We start from the raw sequence: 20,321 nt of genomic DNA on the forward strand, positions 1-20,321 counted from the left end.
CCCGACGCAAGCACGAATCGAGACACCGCATGGATGAGATTCCCGCGACCGACACGGACCGGCCGGATGCTGGCGTCCGGCTCCGCTCGGCGACGGCCCAGGACGCCGGCTTCCTGACGGCGATCCTGCTGGAGGCTTTCAACTGGGACCGGCCGCGCTTCACCCTCGACGAGATCCTGCGGACGCCACGCCACGCGCACTACGTCACCGGCTGGCCCTCCCCGGGGGACTTCGGCGTCGTGGCCGAGGACGCCACGGGCAGACCCGTCGGCGCCGCCTGGGCCAGGCGGTTCCCGGCGACCGACCCGGGCTACGGATTCGTGGACCCGCACGTCCCGGAGCTGACCGTCGGCGTCCTGCCCGGACACCGGGGACGGGGTGTCGGCGGCGCCCTGCTCGACGAGGTGGTGAGGACCGCTTCGCGCGAGGGCGTCGACCGGCTGAGTCTCGGCGTCGAGGACGGCAACCCGGCTGCCCGGCTCTACGTCTCCCGGGGGTTCGTGACGGTCGGACGTGAGGGGGAATCGGACACGATGCTGCTCCGGCTCGCCGGAGCAGCATCGTGAACGTGAAGTGCGGGCGTGAACCGCGGTTCGTCAGGGGAAGGAGACGACCGTCGAGGGGACGGTCCCGGTGCCCTGGGTCGGGGCTCCCGTGTCGTTGATGACGTGCTCGAACTGGCCGTTGCCGCCGAGCGACACGGTGAGCAGGCCGTGGAACCTCACGCCCGGCTTCACCGGGGCCTTGAAGCCGTGGTCCTGACGGATCGTCGGGTCGACGGCGTAGTAGCAGTAGCTGCCCAGGCCCCAGCCCTCGTGGGTGGTGACGGAGTCGTCGACCCGGTAGGCGGCGTAGCCCTTGGTGCCGCCGTTCTGGATGGCGGCCTGGTCGGGCGCGTCGTACGCCTTCTCGTTCTGGAAGAAGATCGTGCGGCCGCGGTCGCCGTACCACTCGACGTCGTACTTGTTGAAGTGCTCGACGAACAGGCCGGTGGCGAGGACGTCGTCGCCGTTGACGCGGACGCCGTAGTCGGCGCGGTTGGTGTCCCAGCCGACGCCGTCGCCGTGGTCGGCGCGCCAGACCCAGGTGTGGTCGACGATCGTGTCGTCGCTGTTGACGACCACGCTCGTGGTGGCCCTGCCGGCGCCCGCGCCGCCGACCCGGACGTAGACGTCCTGGACGGTGGTGGGGTTGGCGGCGTGGTCGGCGGAGGCGTTCTGCGGACCGACCTCCAGGAGCGTGGGCGAGTTGACCGGGCCGGCGTCGATCAGGAAGCCGGCGAGACGGACGCCGTCGACGTCGGCGACGCGCATCGCCGTGACACCGTTGTCCGGGACGATCGTGGCCAGGCCGAGGCCGAGGACGATCGTGTTCGCACGGTTCACGCTGATCGTCCGGTCGACGTGGTGGACGCCGGGCGTGAACAGCAGGTGCAGGCCCTGGGCGAGCGCCTGGTTGACGGTGGCCGCGGTGGTGCCGGGCCTGACCACGTAGAACCGGCTCAGCGGGATCTTCTCGCCCTGCGGGGTGCCGTTCGCCCAGGTGGTGCCGCGGGCGTCGGTCCGCTTGGCGGGGGAGAAGACCTTGAACTGGTCGTCCTCCCAGATCAGGTAGGGCTTCTCGCGGGAGACCGGGGTGGTGTCGAGGGTGGTGTACTTCGGCTCGGGGAAGGCCTGCGCGGGCGCGCCCTCGGTGCCGGAGAAGACCTGGTTCCAGACGCTGTTGGACCAGCCGCCGATCGTGCTGTCGCGGGTGTACCACTGCTGCTGCGAGTAGTTGCCGACCTGGCCGTCGATCTTCGAGTCGGCGATGTAGCCGCCACTGGCCCAGCCGTAGCCGCTGGGCGCCAGGTCGAGCCCGCCCTTGACGTGCATGCGGCGGAAGGACGAGGCCTGGGACACGGCCCAGCGGTCGGTGCCGTTCACCGGGTCGAGGGCCAGGCCCTCGGCGCCGCGCCAGAAGTTCTGGGTGGCGTTGCCGTCGAACCAGCCGGCGTCGACCGTCACGTCGCCGTTGATGGTGGTGTCGTCGGGACGGAGCCCGAGGCCCGCGATCTGGGTGTAGAAGCCGATCTGGGCGTTGAGGCCGTGGTACGTGCCCGGCTTGAAGAGGAAGGCGTGCCGGCCGGCGCCGAACTGGGCGGACTCCTGCTGCCGGAAGACGTCGTCCAGCTGCGCCTGGATGTTCGGGGTGGACGGGTCGACGACGTGGACGTTCGGACCGAGGTCGCCGCCGCCGGGCAGGGTGGTGTCTCCGCCGGTCGTGCCGTACACCTGGAACTCCCAGAGCGAGTAGCCCCAGGCCGTGCCCCGGGTGAGGCCCTTCATCCGGACGTAGCGGCCGGTGCCGGAGAGGGCGACGTCGTCGGTGCCGCCGTCGCCGCCGGTCACGGTGGTGACGGTCCGCCAGTCGGTGCCGTTGTCGGAGGCCTGGATCTCGTAGCTCTTGCCGTAGGCGGCCTCCCAGCTCAGCACGGCGCTGCTGAGCGTGGCGCTCCGGCCGAGGTCGACCTGGAACCACTGGGCGTCGGTCCAGTCGCTCGCCCAGCGGGTGCCGGTGAGGTCGCCGTCGACCGCGCCGGTCGCGGTGAAGGGGCCTTCCGCGGAGGAGGCGGTGGCCGGCTTCCCCTGGGAGAGCAGGGTGGGGGCGGCGGAGGCCGTCGAGGCGGGGCCGACGGCGAGGAGGCCGCCGGCGAGCGCGGCGACGAGGGCGCCGACGGTGGCCCGTCGGACTGCTGGGGCGGGGCGCCGGAGGGCCGGCGGGGACCCGACGGAAGAGGAAGGCATGGGAGCTCCTCGGGATGTGTGGGGGAACAGGGTGAGTGCTGCTGCCGGGTCAGCCGTGCTGTGTCCGGTGGGCGCGGATGATGTCCGCGTACCGCCGGCCGCTCGACTTCACCGTGCGCCGCTGGGTCGCGTAGTCGACGTGCACCAGGCCGAAGCGCTTGTCGTAGCCGTAGGCCCACTCGAAGTTGTCGAGCAGGGACCAGGCGTAGTACCCGGCGAGGGGGGCGCCCTTGCGCAGCGCGCGGGCGCAGGCCGCGAGGTGCTGCTCCAGGTAGCGGGTGCGGTCCGGGTCGTGCACCTCGCCGTCGGGGTCGACGGTGTCGGGGAAGGCCGAGCCGTTCTCGGTCACGTACAGCTTCCGTACCCCGTAGTCCTCGGTGAGGCGGAGCAGGAAGGCCTCCAGGCCGCCGGCGTCCACCGGCCAGTCCATGGCGGTGCGCGGCACGCCGGGCAGGCGTACGGAACGGGCGTGGGGGACGGGCCCGGCGGGGTCGTCGGCGACGGTCTCCGGGAAGTAGTAGTTGAGTCCGTGCCAGTCGAGCGGGGCCGCGATCAGTTCCAGGTCGCCCGGCCGCTCGGGGAGCTCGACCCCGTACAGCTCGCGCATGTCGGTGGGGAAGCCGCGCCCGTACACCGGGTCGAGCCACCAGCGGTTGGTGTGCCCGTCGGCGCGCCGGGCGGCGGCGATGTCCTCGGGGCGGGTGGAGGCCGGGGTGATGGTGGAGTGGTTGGTGACGAGGCCGACGTGGGCGCCGGGCGCGGCGGCGCGGACGGCGGCGGTGGCGAGGCCGTGGCCGAGGAGCAGGTGGTACGAGGCGCGGACGGCGGCCGTGAGGTCCCTCAGGCCCGGGGCCATCCGGCCCTCCAGGTGGCCGATCCAGGCGGAGCAGAGCGGCTCGTTGAGGGTGGCCCACCGGGTGACCCGGTCGCCGAGCCGGGCGGCGACGACGGAGGCGTGGTCGGCGAGGCGCTCGGCGGTCTCGCGGACGGTCCAGCCGCCGCGGTCCTGCAGGGCCTGCGGCAGGTCCCAGTGGTAGAGGGTGATGTTGGGGGTGATGCCGGCGTCGAGGAGTCCGTCGACGAGCCGGTCGTAGAAGTCGAGCCCGGCCTGGTTGACGGGCCCGTCGCCGTTCGGGACGACGCGGGGCCAGGCGACGGACATCCGGTACGTGTCGGTGCCCAGCTCCTTCATCAGGGCGATGTCCTCGGGCCAGCGGTGGTAGTGGTCGCAGGCCGTGTCGCCGTGGTCGGCGTGGTCGATCGCGCCGGGGACGCGGGAGAAGGTGTCCCAGATGGAGGGGGCGCGGCCGTCCTCGGCGACGGCGCCCTCGATCTGGTAGGCGGAGGTGGCGGTGCCCCAGGCGAAGTCCGCGGGGAAGGCGCCGAGGTCGAGCGTGCGGTGGTCGGTGGTGTCGGACAAGGGGAACCCCTTCGTGGAAGGCCGGAGGGTGTGGGGCCGGAGGCCGGGGGAGGGTGCGGCAGGACGGGTCACTTGACCGCGCCCGCCGTGAGGCCGGCGACGAGATAGCGCTGCAGGAGGAGGAACCCGGCGACGACGGGCACGCTCACCACGAGGGAGGCGGCCATCACCTGGTTCCAGTAGACGTCGTTCTGGGAGGCGTAGCCCTGGAGGCCGACGGCGAGGGTGCGGGTGGTGTCGTCGGTCATGACGGAGGCGAAGAGGACCTCGCCCCAGGCGGTCATGAAGGCGTAGACGGCGACGGCGACGATGCCGGGCAGGGCGGCGGGCACGATGACCCGGAAGAGGGCGCCGACCGGGCCGCAGCCGTCGACCTCGGCGGCCTCGTCGAGTTCACGCGGGATCGAGTCGAAGTAGCCGGTCAGCATCCAGATGGAGAAGGGCAGCGAGAAGGTCAGATAGGTGAGGATCAGGCCTTCGCGCGAACCGAACAGGGCGATGCCGGTGGCGTTGCCGATGTTGACGTAGATCAGGAACAGCGGCAGCAGGAACAGGATGCCGGGGAACATCTGCGTCGACAGGACGGTGACCGTGAAGACGCGCTTGCCCCGGAAGTCGTGGCGGCTGACCGCGTACGCGGCGAGGATCGCCACGGCGACCGAGAAGACGGTGGCCGCGCCCGCCACGGTCAGGGAGTTCAGGAAGTAGTCGGCCAGCGGGACGGTGTCCCAGATGTCGAGGTACGGGCGGAGCGTGAGACCGGACGGGACCCACTCGAACTTCCCCGACACGTCCGCGAGGGGCTTCAGGGAGCTGGAGACCATGACGTACAGCGGCAGCAGGACGAAGCCGGTGAGCAGGGTGAGGAGGATCCGCCGGGTCCACAGGAAGGAGCGGGGCGCGGCCATGGGGGAGCGGGGGGCTCGCTCAGGCATCGGAGGCCTTCCTTCCCCTGGTGGTGAGCAGGAGGTACACGCCTGTGACGAGGAGGAGGAACAGCAGGAGCAGCACGGACATCGCCGACCCGGTGCCGAAGTTCCACGTCAGGAAGGACGACTGGTAGATGTGCAGGGAGATCAGGTCCGCCGCCTCCGGTGCCGCCTTGCCGAAGAGCACGAACGGCGTGTTGAAGTCGTTGAAGGTCCACAGGAAGAGGACCAGGACGAGGACCTGGTTGACCTGGCGCAGGGACGGCAGGGTGATGTGGCGGATCTGCTTCCAGACGCCGGCGCCGTCGAGGGCGGCCGCCTCGTACATGTCCCGGGGGATGTTCTGCAGTCCGGCCATGACGGTCAGGAAGGCGAAGGGCCAGCCCTTCCACACGGAGACGGTGAGCAGGGCCCAGAAGCTGTTGTCGCCGATGAGCCAGAAGGCGGGGCTGTCGCCGATGCCGAGCTGGTCGTGGAGCACGTGGTTGATCAGGCCGTTGTCCCGCTGGAACATGAACGCCCACGTGATGACGGCCGCGTAGACCGGCAGGGCGTACGGGACGAGGAAGAGGGTCCGCAGGAGGCCGCGGCCGCGGAAGTTCTCCTGGAGGAGGACGGCGGCGGCCGTGCCGAGGAACCAGCACAGGGCGACGGACGCCAGGGTGAACAGACAGGTGGTGAGGAAGGACGTGAGGAGGGCCTGGCCGACGGGCGCGTCGAAGTCGATCGAGACGGAGTAGTTGTCGAGGCCGGCCCAGGGCGCGGACGACCAGTCCCGGATGAAGAACTGGGTGAGCTCCTTGAAGCTCATGCCGATGCCCATGAGCATCGGGACGAGGTGGACGAGGAGTTCGAGGAGGAGTGCGGGAAGCAGCAGCAGGTACGGGAGGGCGATGCGGCGGCGCCCGGAGCGGCGCCGTGCGGGCGCCGCCTCGGGTCCGGCCGTGCGCACCGCGCGCTCACTCCGCTGAGTGACGGCGGTCTGGGTCATCTCGGCCGCTGCCTACTTCTTCGGCATCTGCTGCTGGGCCTTGTCGAGCTTGGCCCGCACGGATTCGGTGGTGACCGGGCGGCCCGCGGCGGCGTCGGCGAAGAGCTCCTTCACCGCGGTGCCGACGACGGTCTCGAACTGGGACTCCTCGGGGACCTGCGGGAGGGCGGAGGCGCTCTTGGCGAGGGTGTCGCGGATGACCGCGAGCGAGGCCGAGCCGAAGGCGGGGTCGGCCTGCGCGGACTTGACCGGCGGGACGGAGCCGTACGTCTTGTTGAGGAGGATCTGCTCCTCGTCACCGGTCATGAACTTCACGAACTCGAGGGCGCCGTCGAGGTTCCTGGTGTTCTTGAAGACGGAGATGTTGATGCCGGCGACCATGGAGTTGGTCTGGACGCCCTGGCCGGGGGTGCCGGAGGCGACGGGGGCCGGGACGACGCCCCACTGGTCCTCGGACATGCCCTGGGCGGCGAAGGTCTGCTGGGGGGTCTGCCACAGGACCATGCCGGTGCGGTTCTTGGCGAAGTCGGAGAGCGACTGGTTCTGGGCGTACTCGGCGTTGCCGGGCGCGACGATCTTGGAGTGGGCCATCAGGTCGACGTACTGCTTGACGGCGGCGACGGCGCCTTCGGAGGTGAAGTCGGCCTTGCCGTCGGCGGTGAAGAAGTCGGTGCCGTGCTGCTTGCCGAGCACGAAGACCTGGTGGATGTTGTTCGACAGGTTGGAGCCCTCGACCCCGATGCCCCACCTGCCGTCCTTGCTGAGCTTCCTGCCGGCGGCGTCGACCTCGGCCCAGGTGGTCGGCGGCTTCGTTATGCCCGCGTCGGCGAACATCTTCTTGTTGTAGTAGAGCGCGTAGGCCATGGAGTAGAGCGGCACGGCGGCCGGGTCCTTGCCGGGGGCGCCGGTGGAGCCGAGCGCGGAGTCGACGAAGCGGTCCTTGCCGCCGATCGTGCCGAAGTTCTTCTCGTCCCAGGGCAGGAGGGCGCCGGTCGCCTGGAGCGAGGCGCTCCAGGTGTTGCCGATGTTGAGGACGTCGGGTCCCTGGCCCGAGGTGGTGGCGGTGAGGATGCGGTTGAGCAGGTCGGACCAGGGGATGACCTCCAGCTCGACCTTGATGCCGGTCTGCTTCTCGAACTTGTCGAGTTCGGGCTGGAGGACCTTCTTGTCGGCCTCCAGGCTGGTGCCCTGGTTCGTGGCCCAGTAGGTGAGCTTCTTCGGCTGGGAGTCGGCCCCGTCGCCGGAACCGCAGGCGGTGGCGGCGAAGACGAGGGAGAGGGCGACGGAAGTGGTGACGGCGGCTCTGACAGTGCGCATGGCTCCAGGGCCCTTTCGAGGACGACGGGAGGGCAACGGCTTAATTTAGGACGTGAGTTAATCCTCGCGAGAAGGTCGCGTCAAGGCTTGGAATGCGGGTATGTTGCACCGAAGGACTTCAGAGACGGGAACCCACGTGCACGCGACAAGTGGCCGTACGGTGCGTGACCTGCGGCGCGAGAACCGCACCGCCGTACTGCGAAGGCTGTACTTCGACGGACCGATGAGCCGCCTCATGCTCGGGCCCGCGACCGGGCTGAGTTCGGGCTCCGTCAGCAACGTCGTGGCCGAACTCGTCGCCGAGGGCCTCGTCGAGGAGGCCGGCAGCGTCGACTCGGCGGGCGGACGCCCCCAGACCCTGCTGCGGGTCAGCCCCGACAGTGGCCGCATGATCGGCGTCGACGTCGGCGAGACCCGTGTCCGCGTCGAGCTCTTCGACCTCACCCTCACCGAACTCGCCCGCACCGACAGGGCGTTGCCCAGCACCGGGCCGCGCACCTCCCGCTACGACGTGGATCTGGTCGTCGCCCACGTCCGCGACGGCATCGCGCAGGTGCTGCGCACCGCGGGTGTCACCCCCGACCGGCTCCTCGGCGTGGGAGTCGGCGTCCCCGGCATCGTCGCCCACACACCGGACGACGGCGCCGTCGTCCACGGACAGACCATCGGCTGGGACGCCGTCCCCTTCGAAACCGTCCTGCGCCGCACCGTCGATCTCCCCGACACCGTCCCCTACTGGATCGACAACGGCGCCAAGACCCTCGGCCAGGCCGAGATGTGGTTCGGCGCCGGCCGCGGCGCCCGCAGCGCCGTCACCGTCCTCTTCGGCTCCGGCGTCGGCGCCTGCGTCGTCACCGACCCCCTCCGGCCCGGACGCGCCCTCGAATGGGGTCACCTCACCGTCAACGTCCGAGGGCGCCGGTGCCGCTGCGGTGCCCGCGGCTGCCTGGAGGCGTACGCCGGTGCCGAGGCCCTCCTCGCCCGCTGGCGCGAGGCGGGCGGCGCCCCGCCGGCCGCCGCCGACGAGGAGACCGCCCTCACCGCCATGCTCACCGCCGCCTACCCCGCCGAGTCCGGCACCGTCCCCGACGCCACGGCCCTCAGCGTCCTCGAAGAGACCGCCGAATACCTCGGCGCGGGGTTCGCGGACCTCATCAACCTCTTCCAGCCCGAACGCATCCTCGTCGGCGGCTGGGCCGGCCTCCAGCTCGGCGCCCGCTTCCTCGACACCGTCACCCGGTACGCGACCGAGTACGCCCTGCGCTATCCGGCGAGCCGCACCAGCGTGGGCCTCGGCACCCTGGGACCCGAGGCCGTCACGGTCGGCGCGGCCCTCCTCCCCCTGGACGACTTCTTCGCCCGGGGCGGCCGCCGTCCCGAGACCACCCCGAGTACGCCGGCGCCCGCCTGGCAGACGGCCCTCGCGGACCGCGTCACCCCCTGACGCCGCCTCACACCGTCCCGGGGATCAGCCGGAGTCCGTCCGGGCTCCGCGGGGAATCGCCAGGTCCGTCAGGAGCGCCGCGCCGGGGCGCAGGTCCGTCCAGGTGCCGGACCAGGTCAGGACGGCGATCGCGGAGGTCGGGAACTTGCTCCGTACACGGTCCAGGGCGTCCCCGACCGCCCGGGCCGCGAGCAGCGGGATCAGGTCCTCCAGGCCCGGGTTGTGCCCGACCAGGAGCAAGGTCGCGACCTCGTCCGGTACGCCGTGCAGGACGTCGAGCAACTCTGATGCGTCCGCCCCGTACAGCCGCGGGTCGTGGCGGGTCGGCACCGGGCCGTCCAGCTCCGCGGCGGCCAGCTCCCAGGTCTCGCGGGCGCGCCGCGCCGGGGAGCACAGGGCGAGGTCGGGCCGTACGCCGCTCTCCGCCAGGAAGCTCCCGGCGGCCGGGGCGTCACGCAGCCCGCGCGGGCCGAGGGGACGGTCCCGGTCGGCGACGCCGTCCGGCCAGGCGCTCTTGGCGTGCCGCAGGACGAACAGCCGGCGCGGTCGGCCGTCGGCGGCGGATCCGGCGCGCTCAGGAGTCTCGGTGGAGGGCGGCACACCGTGAGCGTAAGGCGTGGGTCGCGGAACGGACAGGCCCTAGGGGTACGTCCGCACGTCGTCGGTGTAGTCGCGGGCCCGGTCCCGTACGACCTCGGGCAGGGTGCCCGTCGCCAGATCCGCGAGGGTCGTGCTCTCCAGGACCTGGCGCAGACTCGTCCGGACAGCACGCCACACATCCGGCAGGGGAGCCGCCGCACCCTGGTACTCGAGACCCGTCAGCTTCAGGTCGCGCACACTGACGAGTGGTCCGTCCATCGCGCGGATGACGTCGGCGAGGGAGATCTCCGAGGGCGCCCGGGTCAGGGAGTAGCCACCGTCGGGGCCGCGCACGCTGCCCACCAGACGCGCCTGCCGCAGGTCGCTCAGCACGACGAAGAGGAAGCGGACGGGGATGTCCTGGCGTCCGGCGATGTCCTCGGCCTTGAGGGGCCGGTCGGGGGAGCAGGCCAACTCGGCCATGGCCCGGATGGCGTAGTCCGTTCGTGCTGAGATCCTCACGGACTCAATGTCTCACGAGTGACGGGAACCCGACCTGCGGCGGCATCCGCAAGCCGTCGACAGCACCCCGGCGTGTCGTTGTTGTCCGGAAGCGGCGTTGCCACTCCACTTTGTTCATCGACATAGTGAACATCGGCCGTGCAGCTCCCGTTTCTGGTCGGAGGTCTCCGTGGAGTCCGTGGTACCCGTCGTGTCCTCGCCGTCCGCCGAGTCCGCCCGTCCTCGACCGACCGTGGCCGTCGTCGGCGCGGGCGCGGCCGGTGCGCTCGTCGCCGTCCAGCTGTGCGAAGGGGCGGCCCGACGCCGTGTCCCGCTCGATCTGATCCTCGTCGACCCCGCGCCGGAGGCGGGCCGGGGCACCGCGTACGCCACCGAGGTTCCCGAGCACCGGCTCAACGTCCCCGTCGGCGGCATGAGCTGCTACCCGGACGACCCGGGTCACTTCCGGCGCTGGCTCTGCCGCCACGGCGAACCCACCGTCACCGCGGCGGACTTCGCCTCCCGGTACCGCTACGGCTCGTATCTCGCCGACACGCTCGGCCGGGCCATCATCACGGCGCACGGCACGGTCTCCGTACGGCGGCTGCGCACCAGGGCCGTGGGGTGCGCCGACACGGCCGGGGGGCGTCTGGAGCTCCGGCTCGCCGACGGCGGCACGGTCACGGCGGACGGCGTCGTCCTCGCCACCGGGCCCGCGGCGGGCCGGTCCGGCTGGGCCCCGGCCGAGCTCGTCGCCTCCGACCGGTTCGTCCCCCGCCCCTGGGCGCCGGGCGCGCTCGACGCCGTCGGCGCGTCGGACGACGTCCTCCTCGTCGGCACGGGTCTCACCGCCGTCGATCTCGCGCTCGTCCTCGACCGTCCCGGCCGCACGGTGCACGCCGTGTCCCGCAGCGGGCTGCTTCCCCAGCCGCACGCGGTCGCCCCGCTGCCCCCCGTACCGCCGCCGGCGGGCCTCGCCGCCCTCCCGTTCCCCCGCCTCCGCAGGGAGCTGATGCGGCACTTCGCCGCCACGCGCCGCGCCCACGGCGACTGGCGGCCCGCCTTCGACGGGCTGCGGCCCGAGATCGTACGGCTCTGGCAGGGCCTCACCGACGACGAGCGGGCGGAGTTCCTCGGCCGTGACGCCACCCCGTGGAACGTGCACCGGCATCGCATGGCACCCTCCACCGCGGAGACCGTCTCCCGGGCGCGCGCGGCCCGCCGGCTCCGCGTCCACGCCGGCCGGGTCGCCTCCGCGGCACCCCAGGAGGACGGCGGCCTGCGCGTCTCCCTCGCCGACGGCCGGGAGTTGCGCGTGGCATGGGTGGTGGACTGTACGGGGCCGGGGCTGCGGGCCGACGCCGGCGGCGACCCGCTGTGGAGCGGGCTGCTGTCCGACGGCCTCGCCGTACCCGGACCGCTGGGCATCGGTGTGTCGACCGACGGCGGCCGGCTGCTCGACGCCCGGGGGCAGCGGGAGCGTCCGCTGTTCACCCTGGGCGCGCCCCGCCGGGGCGAGCTGTGGGAGACGACCGCGATGCCCGAGATCCGTCAGCAGGCCAAGGAGATCGCCGAGGCCGTGCTCGCCCCGCTCACCAGCGCCCCCCGGGCGGCACGCCGCCGCCCCACCGACCAGTTCGGACTGCCGCTGTCCACCCATGCCGCCGCCGCGGCGTCCTTCCGCTGCGGACTCGCCCGGGTGATCACCGTACGGGCGAAGGCGGCCGAGTCGTTCGCGCGCGCCGTCGAACTGGACCCCGGGTTCGCGCTCGGGCACGCCGCACTCGCCCTGCTCGGCCACGAGTGCGGAGCGGACGTCGACGTCGCCCGGGAGCTGGCGGACGCCCAGCGCAGCGTGCGCGAACGCGGCGACGAGCGCGAGCGGTCGTTCGTCGAGGTCGTCACGCGCCGCATCAAGGAGCACGAAGCCCACGCAGGTGCGGCGGGCGACGGCGACACGGCGCTCGTCGACCACCTCGGCCGCTTCCCCGCCGACGCGTTCGCACTCGGCATCGCCGTCCCCACCATCGCCTTCTCCGGCGTCGCGGACCTCGACGGCACCCTGGCCCTCGGCCTGGTGGAGCGGACCGCGTCCGCCTACGAGGGGCACTGGTTCCACACCTCGCTCCTCTCCTTCGTCCGGCAGGAGCAGGGAAGGATCGAGGAGGCCGGCGAGCTCGCCCGGGCGGCACTCGCCGCGCAACCCGCCTCCGGCCACGCCGTGCACGCCCTCGCCCACGTCCACTACGAGTCGGGTGAGCACCGCGCCGGCCGGGACTGGCTCGACGGCTGGATCGGCGGCCAGGGCCGGGGCGCCGTGCACCGGGCGCACTTCTCCTGGCACGTGGCGCTCCACGAACTGGCCCTCGACGACTCCGCCGCGGTACGCCGCCGCTGGTTCGCCCAGCTCGCCCCGGGCCAGGTGAACGGGGTGCGGGCCCTCGTCGACTCCGGCTCCCTGCTGTGGCGGGCCCGCATGTCCCGGAACTGGACCGGCCGCGTCCCCGTCGACGGCGTGCTCGACGCGGTCGCCCGCGATCTGGTCGAACGTCCCTCGACCGCGTTCACGGCCCTGCACAGTGCCGTCGCCCTCGCCGCCGCAGGCGACCTCCCCGCACTCCGCCGCCTGCGCGCCCACGCGGCCGGCGCCGACCCGGTGCAGCGGGAGGTCGTCGTCCCGCTGTGCGACGCGCTGGAAGCGGTGCTGGAGGAGGAGTGGGCCACCGCGGTCCGGGAACTGCGCGGACTGCTGCCCTCGCTGCGCCGCGTGGGAGGCAGCGCGGCACAGCGCGAGGTCGTCGAGGAGACCCTGCTGTACGCGCTGGTGGAGGCGGGTCACAGCGACACCGCCCGCCACCTCCTCGAACAGCGCCTCGACCGCCGCGCGTCCCCGCTCGACCGCCGCAGGCTGGCCGGCCTGAGCCTTTGAGGGACTCTGCCGCCCGGTCCGGGAAGCAGGACCGGGCGACGGGTCCGGGACCGAGGACGGTGCGCTCGGATCCGTCGGCGAACGCGCCCCAGGGCCGGCCGTATGTCCCTCATGCGTCATGCCTTTCGGGGGCGTACGGGTTCGGGGGCCTTGTTCAGTCGTCGAGGGGCTCGTAGTCGAACCAGTCGAAGCGGACGGTTCCTGTCGCGGCGTACATGCCGATGACCCGGCCCGTGAAGCCGCCGGCGACCTCGGTCGACAGGTAGCGGCCGTCGAGGGTCGCGAGACCGGTGTACGTGCCGTCGGCCTGCTCGAAGCCCAGGGAGACGACATCGGGTCCGGTGCACGGCCCGTGCGCAGCCGGTGGCTCCGTGATCGTGACGCTGAGGACCACCGGCCCGGCCGGCGCGGAACTCGCGGCCACGACCGTGCGCAGGGTGCCGACGTGCGCGATGACCCGCACCTTCGTACCGGACGCCTCGATCGCGTAGTGGTGCTGCTCGTCGAGCCGGACGGCCAGACCGCCGCGCCCCTCGGAGGGGTCGACCAGCGTGCGCGCCCGGCAGGCGAGGTGCTGCTGCCGCCGGCCGGTGAACACCACGTCGGCAGTGTCCAGGGAGCTGCCCCGCGCCCGCAGCGTCAGCCAGCCGGGGCGCTCCTCGGTGGTGCAGTGTTCGGGGGACCGGTCGCGCAGGGAGATCCAGGACGGCCGCAGTTCGGCCGAGTCGAAGTCGTCCCGCCGCTCCTCGGCAGGGCCGGGGGAGAGCGGCCACGGGAGCTCGGGCAGGTCGAGGGCGACCTCGCCGACGACCGGCCAGCCGTCCACCCAGGTCACGGGGGCCAGGAAGGTCTCCCGGCCGAGCACGTGCCAGCCCGGCGTGCCGCCGCCCGGCCGGACGCCGAGCAGCACCATCCACCAGGAGCCGTCGGGGCCCTGGACCAGGTCGGCGTGGCCGGTGTTCTGGACGGGGTGGTCGGTGCCGCGGTGGGTGAGGATCGGGTTGGCCGGGCACGGCTCGAACGGGCCGGCGGGCGTGAGGCCGCGGGCGATCGAGACGCCGTGGCCGCGCTCGGTGCCGCCCTCGGCGATGAGCAGGTACCAGTAGCCGCCGATCCGGTACAGGTGCGGCGCCTCCGGGGCCTTGGCGCCGGGCCCGCCGGACCAGAGCTTGTGCGGTGTTCCGTACGTCCGTCCGGTGGACGGGTCGATGCGGACCTGCGCGACCCCGGCGACCGTGCACCAGCAGGTGCCGTCCTCGTCCCAGGCCAGGTCGGGATCGATGCCGGGGACACCCGGGGCCCGGACGGGGTCCGACCACGGTCCGGCGGGGTCGGTGGCCGTGACGATGAAGTTGCCGCCGCCCTCGCTGCAGTGGGTGACGATCAGCCAGAAGCGGCCGTCGTGGTGGCGCAGGGTCGGGGCGTAGATCCCGCCGGACGACGGCATGTCCACCGGCAGGCGCAACTGCTCGGGCCGGTCCAGGGCGTTGCCGATCTGCGTCCAGTGCACCAGATCACGGCTGTGGAAGACGGGGACGCCGGGGAAGTACTCGAAGGTGGAGCACACCAGGTAGTAGTCGTCGCCGACGCGGCAGACGCTGGGGTCGGGGTGGAAGCCGGGGATCACGGGGTTGGTGACGCGTTCGTCCGGCCGGCGCAGAGGGGGCACCTGAGAAGTCCTTCGGTCGAATCGTGATGCGGGCGTGGGGCGGTTCACGACCTCGTGCCGACGGGCGTGCGGGGCGGTGGTGCGGTGTCGGCCGGGCCCGGGCGGAACCGCGCGCCCGGGCCCGGCCGTTCGGCGGATCAGACGCAGGCGTTCCCGTTGAGCGCGAAGGCGGCGGGTGAGGGGTTGCTGCCGCTGTGCGTTCCCTGGACGCCGAAGCTCGCGGTCGCGCCGGGGGCGATCGTCCGGTTCCAGTCGGCGTCGCGGGCGCTGACGGCGGTGCCGTTCTGGGTGACGGTCGCGTTCCAGGCACTCGTGACGCGCTGGCCGCCGGGGTAGGGCCAGGTCAGCTGCCATCCGTCCACGGGCGTCGAGCCGGTGTTCCTGACGGTGACGGTCGCGGTGAAGCCGGTGCTCCAGAGGCTGTTCACCGTGTACGTCACCGCGCAGGCGGAGGTGGGCGGCTCGCCACCGCCGGACGTCCGCTCGGCGGCGTAGCCGGCGAGCCAGGCCAGCGGGGCGTTCCAGTTGACCGCCACCTCGTTGGTGGAGTACGAGCCGATGTCGTCGACGTAGCAGGCGGCGGGGGCGCAGCCGGTCAGCTTCTCCTGCGCCACGGGGTCCTGGAGCGCGCTGTCGGGGCCGCCGGCGAGCGACCCGGCCGGCGGGTGGGGCAGCGAGGGGTCCAGCTGATGCGCCCAGAAGCGGTGGTGCTGGTTCTGCGAGGAGGTCTCGCCGTAGCCGGTCACGTACGACAGGCCGAGGGCGTTGCGGCCGAGCAGGTAGTCCAGGGCCTCCAGCGCGCCGGCGCGGTAGCGCCCGTCGCCGGTCAGCTCCCCGGCGACGGCCATGACGACCGCGTCGTCGGCGACCTCGCCGTTCGAGCCCCAGAAGTACCCGTCCGCGGGGACGGGCACCGCGTAGCCCTGGGCACCCATCCTGGACAGGTGCGCGTCGGCTGCCGCGGTCACGGAGGCCCGGACCCGGGCCAGGTCCGTCGCGGGCAGTCCGTTGGGAACCGTGGCCAGGACGAGCCGGCCGAGCGCGGCCGTGTCCGCCCAGCCGAAGCCGTACGGGCTGAAGGCCTCGGCGGAGGTGTGCCAGGGCGACGCGGTGACCGCGTCCCGGTAGGCGCTCTCGCCGGTCGTCGCGTACAGCTCGGCGGCCGCCCAGTAGAACTCGTCGGTGACCCGGTTGTCCTCGTACGCGCCGCCGCCCGTGCTGTCCGAGGCCGGTGCGTACAGGGCCGGATGGGTCTGGGCCGCGGCCCAGGCCCGCCGGGCGGCCGACAGGCAGCGGTCGGCGTAGGCGGAGTCGTACGGACGGAAGACCCGGGCGCACTGCGCGGCGGCCGCCGCGAGGTTCAGGGTCGCCGCCGTGGACGGACGGTGCAGCTCGCGCGGCTGGGCGTCCTGTTCGGGGCGCATCGGCATGCCGGTCCAGGCCGCGTCGTGGACCTTGTGGAACGCCATGCCCGCGTACGGCTTGCCCTCGGGCACCTGCATCCGCATCAGGAAGTCCAGCTCCCAGCGCGCCTCGTCCAGGACGTCCGGCGTCCCGTTGCCACGCTCGGGGACGCGGAGGGTCGAGTCGCCGAGCGCCGCGCCCTTGCCCGCCCGCTCGGCCCGCTCGAAGGAGTTGACGAGCAGCCAGGCGGAGAGGCCGCCGTTCACCACGTACTTGCCGTGGTCGCCCGCGTCGTACCAGCCGCCCCTGACGTCCTGGGTGTAGTCGCACACGGTGGCCTGGCAGGGGACGGAGGTGTCGCCCTTGTTGGGCGCGACGCCGAGGTGTCCGGCCGGGCGCGCGTACGCGGCGCCCACCAGGGAGGCGTCGACGGAGATGCCACTGCGCTGGTGGTGGAAGAAGGCCATCGCGTCGGAGCGCAGCGTGTCGTAGAGGTCCGCGCGGATGTCGAAGGGGACGCTGCCGCTGCCGTCCACCGCGAGGACGTATCCCGCGCCCGCGCTCCGGTACGAGGAGAAGTCGGCCACCTGGACGGACTGCCCGGAAGGGGCGTCGGCGCCGTACGGGACGGTCGAGCCCGAGGCGACCACCGTCCCGGACGCGTTCCGCAGCTGCCAGGCGAGCGCGCCCGGCGCCGTGGTGACGACGGTGGCCCGCTTGGGGCCGTCCGGAAGATAGCCGACCTGGTTGACCCGTACGGCCGTGGTGGCCGCCGGGGAGGCGGTGGCGCCCGCGGCGGCCGGCGCGGTCGTGAGACCGCCGAGGAGGAGAGTCCCCGCCAGCAGTGCGGTGGAGAGGCGCAGGGGACGGCGTAAGGGCTTGGTGGTGCGGGGCATGAGCGGCTCCTGTGTGTCGTGGCGGGTCGGCAAGAAGGGGTTGGGAGCGCTCCCACTCGACGGTATGTCGAACAGGGGTCGAAGGGCCGGAGATCTCGAGCGCACCGTAATGACGCCTGTCGCCACCGTCAACGGGCTCGACCGGAGCGGCGAGAAGCCGGCCACCCGGTCAATGTGCGGAGCGTGATGTCGCAGGGCGTAACGTTCTGCGCGATGGTGCGGACGGCCCGACCGTCGCTACGGAAGGATCCGATCCTGAACCCCCAGCTCGCGGAGACGTTGTCCGCAGCCCTGCTCGTCCTCGTGCTGGCCTGTGCGGTCATCCGCCCCTTCGGGTGGCCGGAGGCCGTCGTGGCCGTCCCGGCCGCGGCACTGGTGATCGCCACCGGGGCCATCTCCTTCGACGACGCCCTGGCCGAGGCGGAACGGCTCGGGCCGGTGATCGGCTTCCTGGCGGCCGTACTGGTGCTGGCTCAGCTCTGTGACGACGAAGGCCTGTTCCAGGCGTGCGGGGCGTGGATGGCGCGTACGGCGGCGGGCAGGCCACGCCGTCTGCTGGTCCAGGTGTTCCTGGCCGCGTCGGCGATCACGGCCGTGCTCAGCCTGGACGCCACGGTGGTGCTGCTCACCCCGGTCGTGTTCGCCACCGCCGCCCGTATCGGCGCACGCCCCAAACCGCACGTCTACGCCTGCACCCACCTGTCGAACACGGCGTCCCTGCTGCTGCCCGTCTCGAACCTCACCAACCTGCTGGCGTTCGCGGCCAGCGGGCTGAGCTTCACGCGGTTCGCCGCGCTGATGGCCCTGCCCTGGGTGGCGGCGATCGGCGTCGAGTACCTCGTCTTCCGGCGCTTCTTCGCCACCGACCTCGACGCCGGAGCGCAGGCCCCGCTGGAGACCGAGCCGCCGGAGCTGCCGCTGTTCGCCCTCGTGACCGTGGGCTGCACGCTCGCCGGCTTCGTCCTGACCTCCGTGATCGGCATCGACCCCGCGTGGGCGGCCCTGGCGGGCGCGCTGGCCCTGGCCGTCCGCGCTCTGATCCGGCGCCGCACCACTCCGCGGGCGCTGGTCCGGGCCGCCTCCGTGCCCTTCCTCGCCTTCGTCCTGGCCCTCGGGATCGTGGTCCTCGCGGTGGTCGACAACGGTCTCGACGAGGCGCTGGGCCATCTGATCCCCGAGGGCACGGGCCTGCCCGAACTGCTGGCCCTCGCCGCGCTGGCCGCCGTCCTCGCGAACGTCATCAACAACCTGCCGGCCGTCCTGGTGCTGCTGCCGTTGACCGCCCCGTCGGGACCCGGTGCCGTTCTCGCCGTCCTGCTGGGCGTCAACATCGGCCCCAACCTCACCTACGCCGGATCGCTGGCGACCCTGCTGTGGCGGCGTATCGTCCACGCCCACGACGGCGAGGTGGAGCTGAAGGAGTTCACCAAGCTCGGCGTGTACGCCGTACCCACGAGCCTGGTCGCCGCCGTCCTGGCACTGTGGCTCTCGCTGACCGTCATCGGAGGAGGCTGACCCCATGGCCGTGGTCGTCTGGATCGTCGAGGGCACCTGGCGTGCCTGCGTGGACGCCGCCCGCACGCACGCGCCGGCGGACGCCGACGTCGTCCTGCTGCACGTCACCCCCGCCGACGTTCCCGGCGCGGCACACGGGGCCTTCGCCGGCCTCCTCGGCCGTGGCCATCCCGAGAGGGACCCCGGCACACGTCTGGAACACCTCGCCACCGCCTCCGGGCAGCGACTGCTCCAGGACGCCGCCGACAGGCTTGGCCGCCCCTGCTCCCGTACCGAGCGCACCGGGCGCGTCGAGCGCGAGGTCGTCGCCGCGGCCGAGGGAGGCGACCTGCTGATCCTGGCCCGTGACGGCGACCGCACCCACCTCGGTCCGCACAGTCTCGGGCCCGCCGCACGCTTCGTCGTCGACCACGCCCCCTGCCCGGTCCTGCTCGTCTGGCCCGAGCCGCCGCCGGGGCTCCCCACCCTGCCGCAGCCTCCCGGCCCCTGACGGGGGAAGGCCCCGGCTGCCTGGCTCCGGCAGCCGGAGCGAGGAGGGCTTCGGCCAGGAGGCGATGCCGGTCACCGAGGCGCCCGACCGCTCAGCGGTCGAACGTCAGCCGCGGCGCCGCGTTGCGGGCCAGCGAGTGGGCCTGGTCGGACCACCAGGTGCCGGCGGGCGGGTCGACGATGCCGTACTCGGGATCGATCGTGCCGCCCGTGTTGCGCGTACAGCTGCCGTCGGACTCGCCGGGGACCTTGATCCACAGGTAGGCGTCGACGAGCGGGACGCCGGTGTCGGCGGTGGGACGCGGGCCGAGGCCCCGGCCGGGCGCGTTGCACCAGATCTCCGGGTCCCCGCTGTACTTACCGGGTTCCGGGGTCCAGGCGCCCAGACCGTTGCGGCTGGTGTCGATGACGAAGTGGTGCAGCGCGTCGCTCGACGGGGTGCCCACGTTCCGGTCGAACCAGGCGTCGGTCCAGCGCCAGGTGGAGGGGTCGGCGGAGTCCACGGCGTTCCCGGGGGCCCCGTCGTTGGGCGCGGCGGACGAGTAGTACTGCGTGGCGCACCAGTCGGTGTGGTCGCGTGCGTACGCGGGTCCCTCGGTGGCGAACCACATGCACTTCGCGATCCAGGTGCCGTACCGGGCGTTGTGGTCGGTCGGGTGGGTGTTGGACACGTTGAGGGAGAAGCCGTCGCCGTACCGGACGCCGGCGTCGAGGAGCCGCCGCGCCATGTCGCCGACGGGCCGCCACAGGACGTTGCCCGCGTCGAGGTAGACCGCGGTGCGGGCCCTGGACTTGAGGGTCCTGACCGCGTACTCGAGGTCGGCGACGCGGGTCGCCGTGAGTGCGCCGGTCGGGTCCACGGCCGGCCCGCAGTCCCTGGGGAGGAGGGCCAGGCCGTCGGGCTCGACGACCACGACCGCCCTGCTGTCGCCGATCCCGGCGGCGAAGGCGTCGATCCACTGCCGGTAGGCGGCCGAGGACGCGGCTCCGCCGCTGGAGTACTGGGAGCAGTCCCGGCCCGGCACGTTGTAGGCGACCAGGACGGGGGTCCGGTTCACCGCCCGGGCCTCGCGGACGAGACGCCTCACCTTGGCCCGTACCTCGTCGGGAGTGCCCTCGGTGAACCACTCGGCCTGTGGCCAGCTCGCGAGCTTCGCCATGTTCACGGCGTTCGTGACGTCGCGGTTCCCGAGGTCGACGAGCGCCTGCTCGGCGGCCTTGCTGTGCGGGTCCACGTAGAACTTCGTGGTCGGGGCGATCCCGTCGCCGGCGGTTGCGGCCTGTGCCTGTCCCTGCGTCGCGGTGAGGGCGGCGCAGGCCGCGAGCGCCGCGAGGGCGGCGGTCGCGCGGCGTCTCAGGCTGAGTGGCTTCATGGTTGCTCCTGGTCGAAGGACGGGGACAGGCGGGTGGGTGGTGCCTGTGGCCCGGTCGCAGGTGAACGGGCCACAGGAG

At 72.9% G+C, this 20,321-nt stretch carries 15 protein-coding genes; 5 read left to right on the plus strand and 10 right to left on the minus strand.

The features are described from left to right. Window positions 1-29 precede the first annotated feature (29 nt). Entirely contained in the window at window positions 30-566 is a 537-nt protein-coding gene (locus AB5J54_RS37620) for an N-acetyltransferase family protein (RefSeq protein ID WP_369148434.1), read from the plus strand. 30 nt (window positions 567-596) lie between these two features. Here AB5J54_RS37620 and AB5J54_RS37625 read toward each other — a convergent pair whose 3' ends face one another. From AB5J54_RS37625 to AB5J54_RS37645, 5 genes are all read right to left on the minus strand, one after another. After that, window positions 597-2,786 carry a discoidin domain-containing protein gene (locus tag AB5J54_RS37625; protein ID WP_369148436.1) on the minus strand — a complete coding sequence of 730 codons (2,190 nt, stop codon included), beginning with the start codon at window positions 2,784-2,786 and terminating at the stop codon, window positions 597-599. A 49-nt stretch (window positions 2,787-2,835) separates the two neighbouring features. Further along, window positions 2,836-4,206 carry a GH1 family beta-glucosidase gene (locus AB5J54_RS37630; protein WP_369148437.1) on the minus strand — a complete coding sequence of 457 codons (1,371 nt, stop codon included), beginning with the start codon at window positions 4,204-4,206 and terminating at the stop codon, window positions 2,836-2,838. A gap of 68 nt (window positions 4,207-4,274) precedes the next feature. Then, a complete protein-coding gene (locus tag AB5J54_RS37635; RefSeq protein WP_369149582.1) occupies window positions 4,275-5,114 on the minus strand; it encodes a carbohydrate ABC transporter permease in 840 nt (279 codons plus the stop codon). A gap of 19 nt (window positions 5,115-5,133) precedes the next feature. Continuing rightward, on the minus strand, window positions 5,134-6,126 hold the full coding sequence (locus AB5J54_RS37640; protein WP_369148438.1) for a carbohydrate ABC transporter permease: 993 nt from the start codon (window positions 6,124-6,126) through the stop codon (window positions 5,134-5,136). Window positions 6,127-6,138: 12 nt separating this feature from the next. Further along, entirely contained in the window at window positions 6,139-7,443 is a 1,305-nt protein-coding gene (locus AB5J54_RS37645) for an ABC transporter substrate-binding protein (RefSeq protein WP_369148439.1), read from the minus strand. A 136-nt stretch (window positions 7,444-7,579) separates the two neighbouring features. Here AB5J54_RS37645 and AB5J54_RS37650 point away from each other — a divergent pair, with 136 nt between their 5' ends. Continuing rightward, window positions 7,580-8,887: an ROK family protein gene (locus tag AB5J54_RS37650; RefSeq protein ID WP_369148440.1), complete on the plus strand. Its 1,308-nt coding sequence runs from the start codon at window positions 7,580-7,582 to the stop codon at window positions 8,885-8,887. Window positions 8,888-8,911: 24 nt separating this feature from the next. On the opposite strand, the gene AB5J54_RS37655 is transcribed toward AB5J54_RS37650, so the two are convergent. Then, window positions 8,912-9,487: a histidine phosphatase family protein gene (locus AB5J54_RS37655; protein WP_369148441.1), complete on the minus strand. Its 576-nt coding sequence runs from the start codon at window positions 9,485-9,487 to the stop codon at window positions 8,912-8,914. Window positions 9,488-9,526: 39 nt separating this feature from the next. Next, complete coding sequence (locus AB5J54_RS37660) at window positions 9,527-9,988, minus strand: Rrf2 family transcriptional regulator (protein WP_369148442.1); 462 nt, start codon at window positions 9,986-9,988, stop codon at window positions 9,527-9,529. Window positions 9,989-10,220: 232 nt separating this feature from the next. Between AB5J54_RS37660 and AB5J54_RS37665 the strand changes: the two genes are divergently transcribed. Then, window positions 10,221-12,896 (plus strand): FAD/NAD(P)-binding protein, encoded by a 2,676-nt coding sequence (locus AB5J54_RS37665; RefSeq protein ID WP_369149583.1) that lies wholly within the window; start codon window positions 10,221-10,223, stop codon window positions 12,894-12,896. 154 nt (window positions 12,897-13,050) lie between these two features. On the opposite strand, the gene AB5J54_RS37670 is transcribed toward AB5J54_RS37665, so the two are convergent. Both AB5J54_RS37670 and AB5J54_RS37675 read right to left on the minus strand, forming a co-directional pair. Then, a complete protein-coding gene (locus AB5J54_RS37670) occupies window positions 13,051-14,565 on the minus strand; it encodes a glycoside hydrolase family 43 protein (protein ID WP_369148443.1) in 1,515 nt (504 codons plus the stop codon). Between the two features lie 137 nt (window positions 14,566-14,702). Beyond that, entirely contained in the window at window positions 14,703-16,865 is a 2,163-nt protein-coding gene (locus AB5J54_RS37675; protein ID WP_369148444.1) for a glycoside hydrolase family 9 protein, read from the minus strand. Between the two features lie 213 nt (window positions 16,866-17,078). On the opposite strand from AB5J54_RS37675, the gene AB5J54_RS37680 reads away from it, so the two are divergent. Continuing rightward, window positions 17,079-18,380: an SLC13 family permease gene (locus tag AB5J54_RS37680; RefSeq protein ID WP_369149584.1), complete on the plus strand. Its 1,302-nt coding sequence runs from the start codon at window positions 17,079-17,081 to the stop codon at window positions 18,378-18,380. A gap of 4 nt (window positions 18,381-18,384) precedes the next feature. After that, the gene (locus tag AB5J54_RS37685; RefSeq protein ID WP_369148445.1) at window positions 18,385-18,870 is read left to right on the plus strand and encodes a universal stress protein; all 486 of its coding nucleotides are present in this window, start codon (window positions 18,385-18,387) and stop codon (window positions 18,868-18,870) included. Between the two features lie 91 nt (window positions 18,871-18,961). Here AB5J54_RS37685 and AB5J54_RS37690 read toward each other — a convergent pair whose 3' ends face one another. Continuing rightward, window positions 18,962-20,242: a glycoside hydrolase family 6 protein gene (locus tag AB5J54_RS37690; RefSeq protein WP_369148446.1), complete on the minus strand. Its 1,281-nt coding sequence runs from the start codon at window positions 20,240-20,242 to the stop codon at window positions 18,962-18,964. Window positions 20,243-20,321: the final 79 nt, after the last annotated feature.

This window comes from Streptomyces sp. R44 (genome assembly GCF_041053105.1).
Taxonomy (GTDB): Bacteria; Actinomycetota; Actinomycetes; order Streptomycetales; family Streptomycetaceae; genus Streptomyces.

Bases quoted from the DNA above. Each gene is read 5' to 3' on its own strand.
- AB5J54_RS37690 (WP_369148446.1), bottom strand. From the start codon at position 20,242: ATGAAGCCACTCAGCCTGAGACGCCGCGCGACCGCCGCCCTCGCGGCG.
- AB5J54_RS37685 (WP_369148445.1), top strand. From the start codon at position 18,385: ATGGCCGTGGTCGTCTGGATCGTCGAGGGCACCTGGCGTGCCTGCGTG.
- AB5J54_RS37680 (WP_369149584.1), top strand. From the start codon at position 17,079: ATGGTGCGGACGGCCCGACCGTCGCTACGGAAGGATCCGATCCTGAAC.
- AB5J54_RS37635 (WP_369149582.1), bottom strand. From the start codon at position 5,114: ATGGCCGCGCCCCGCTCCTTCCTGTGGACCCGGCGGATCCTCCTCACC.
- AB5J54_RS37645 (WP_369148439.1), bottom strand. From the start codon at position 7,443: ATGCGCACTGTCAGAGCCGCCGTCACCACTTCCGTCGCCCTCTCCCTC.
- AB5J54_RS37620 (WP_369148434.1), top strand. From the start codon at position 30: ATGGATGAGATTCCCGCGACCGACACGGACCGGCCGGATGCTGGCGTC.
- AB5J54_RS37625 (WP_369148436.1), bottom strand. From the start codon at position 2,786: ATGCCTTCCTCTTCCGTCGGGTCCCCGCCGGCCCTCCGGCGCCCCGCC.
- AB5J54_RS37675 (WP_369148444.1), bottom strand. From the start codon at position 16,865: ATGCCCCGCACCACCAAGCCCTTACGCCGTCCCCTGCGCCTCTCCACC.
- AB5J54_RS37640 (WP_369148438.1), bottom strand. From the start codon at position 6,126: ATGACCCAGACCGCCGTCACTCAGCGGAGTGAGCGCGCGGTGCGCACG.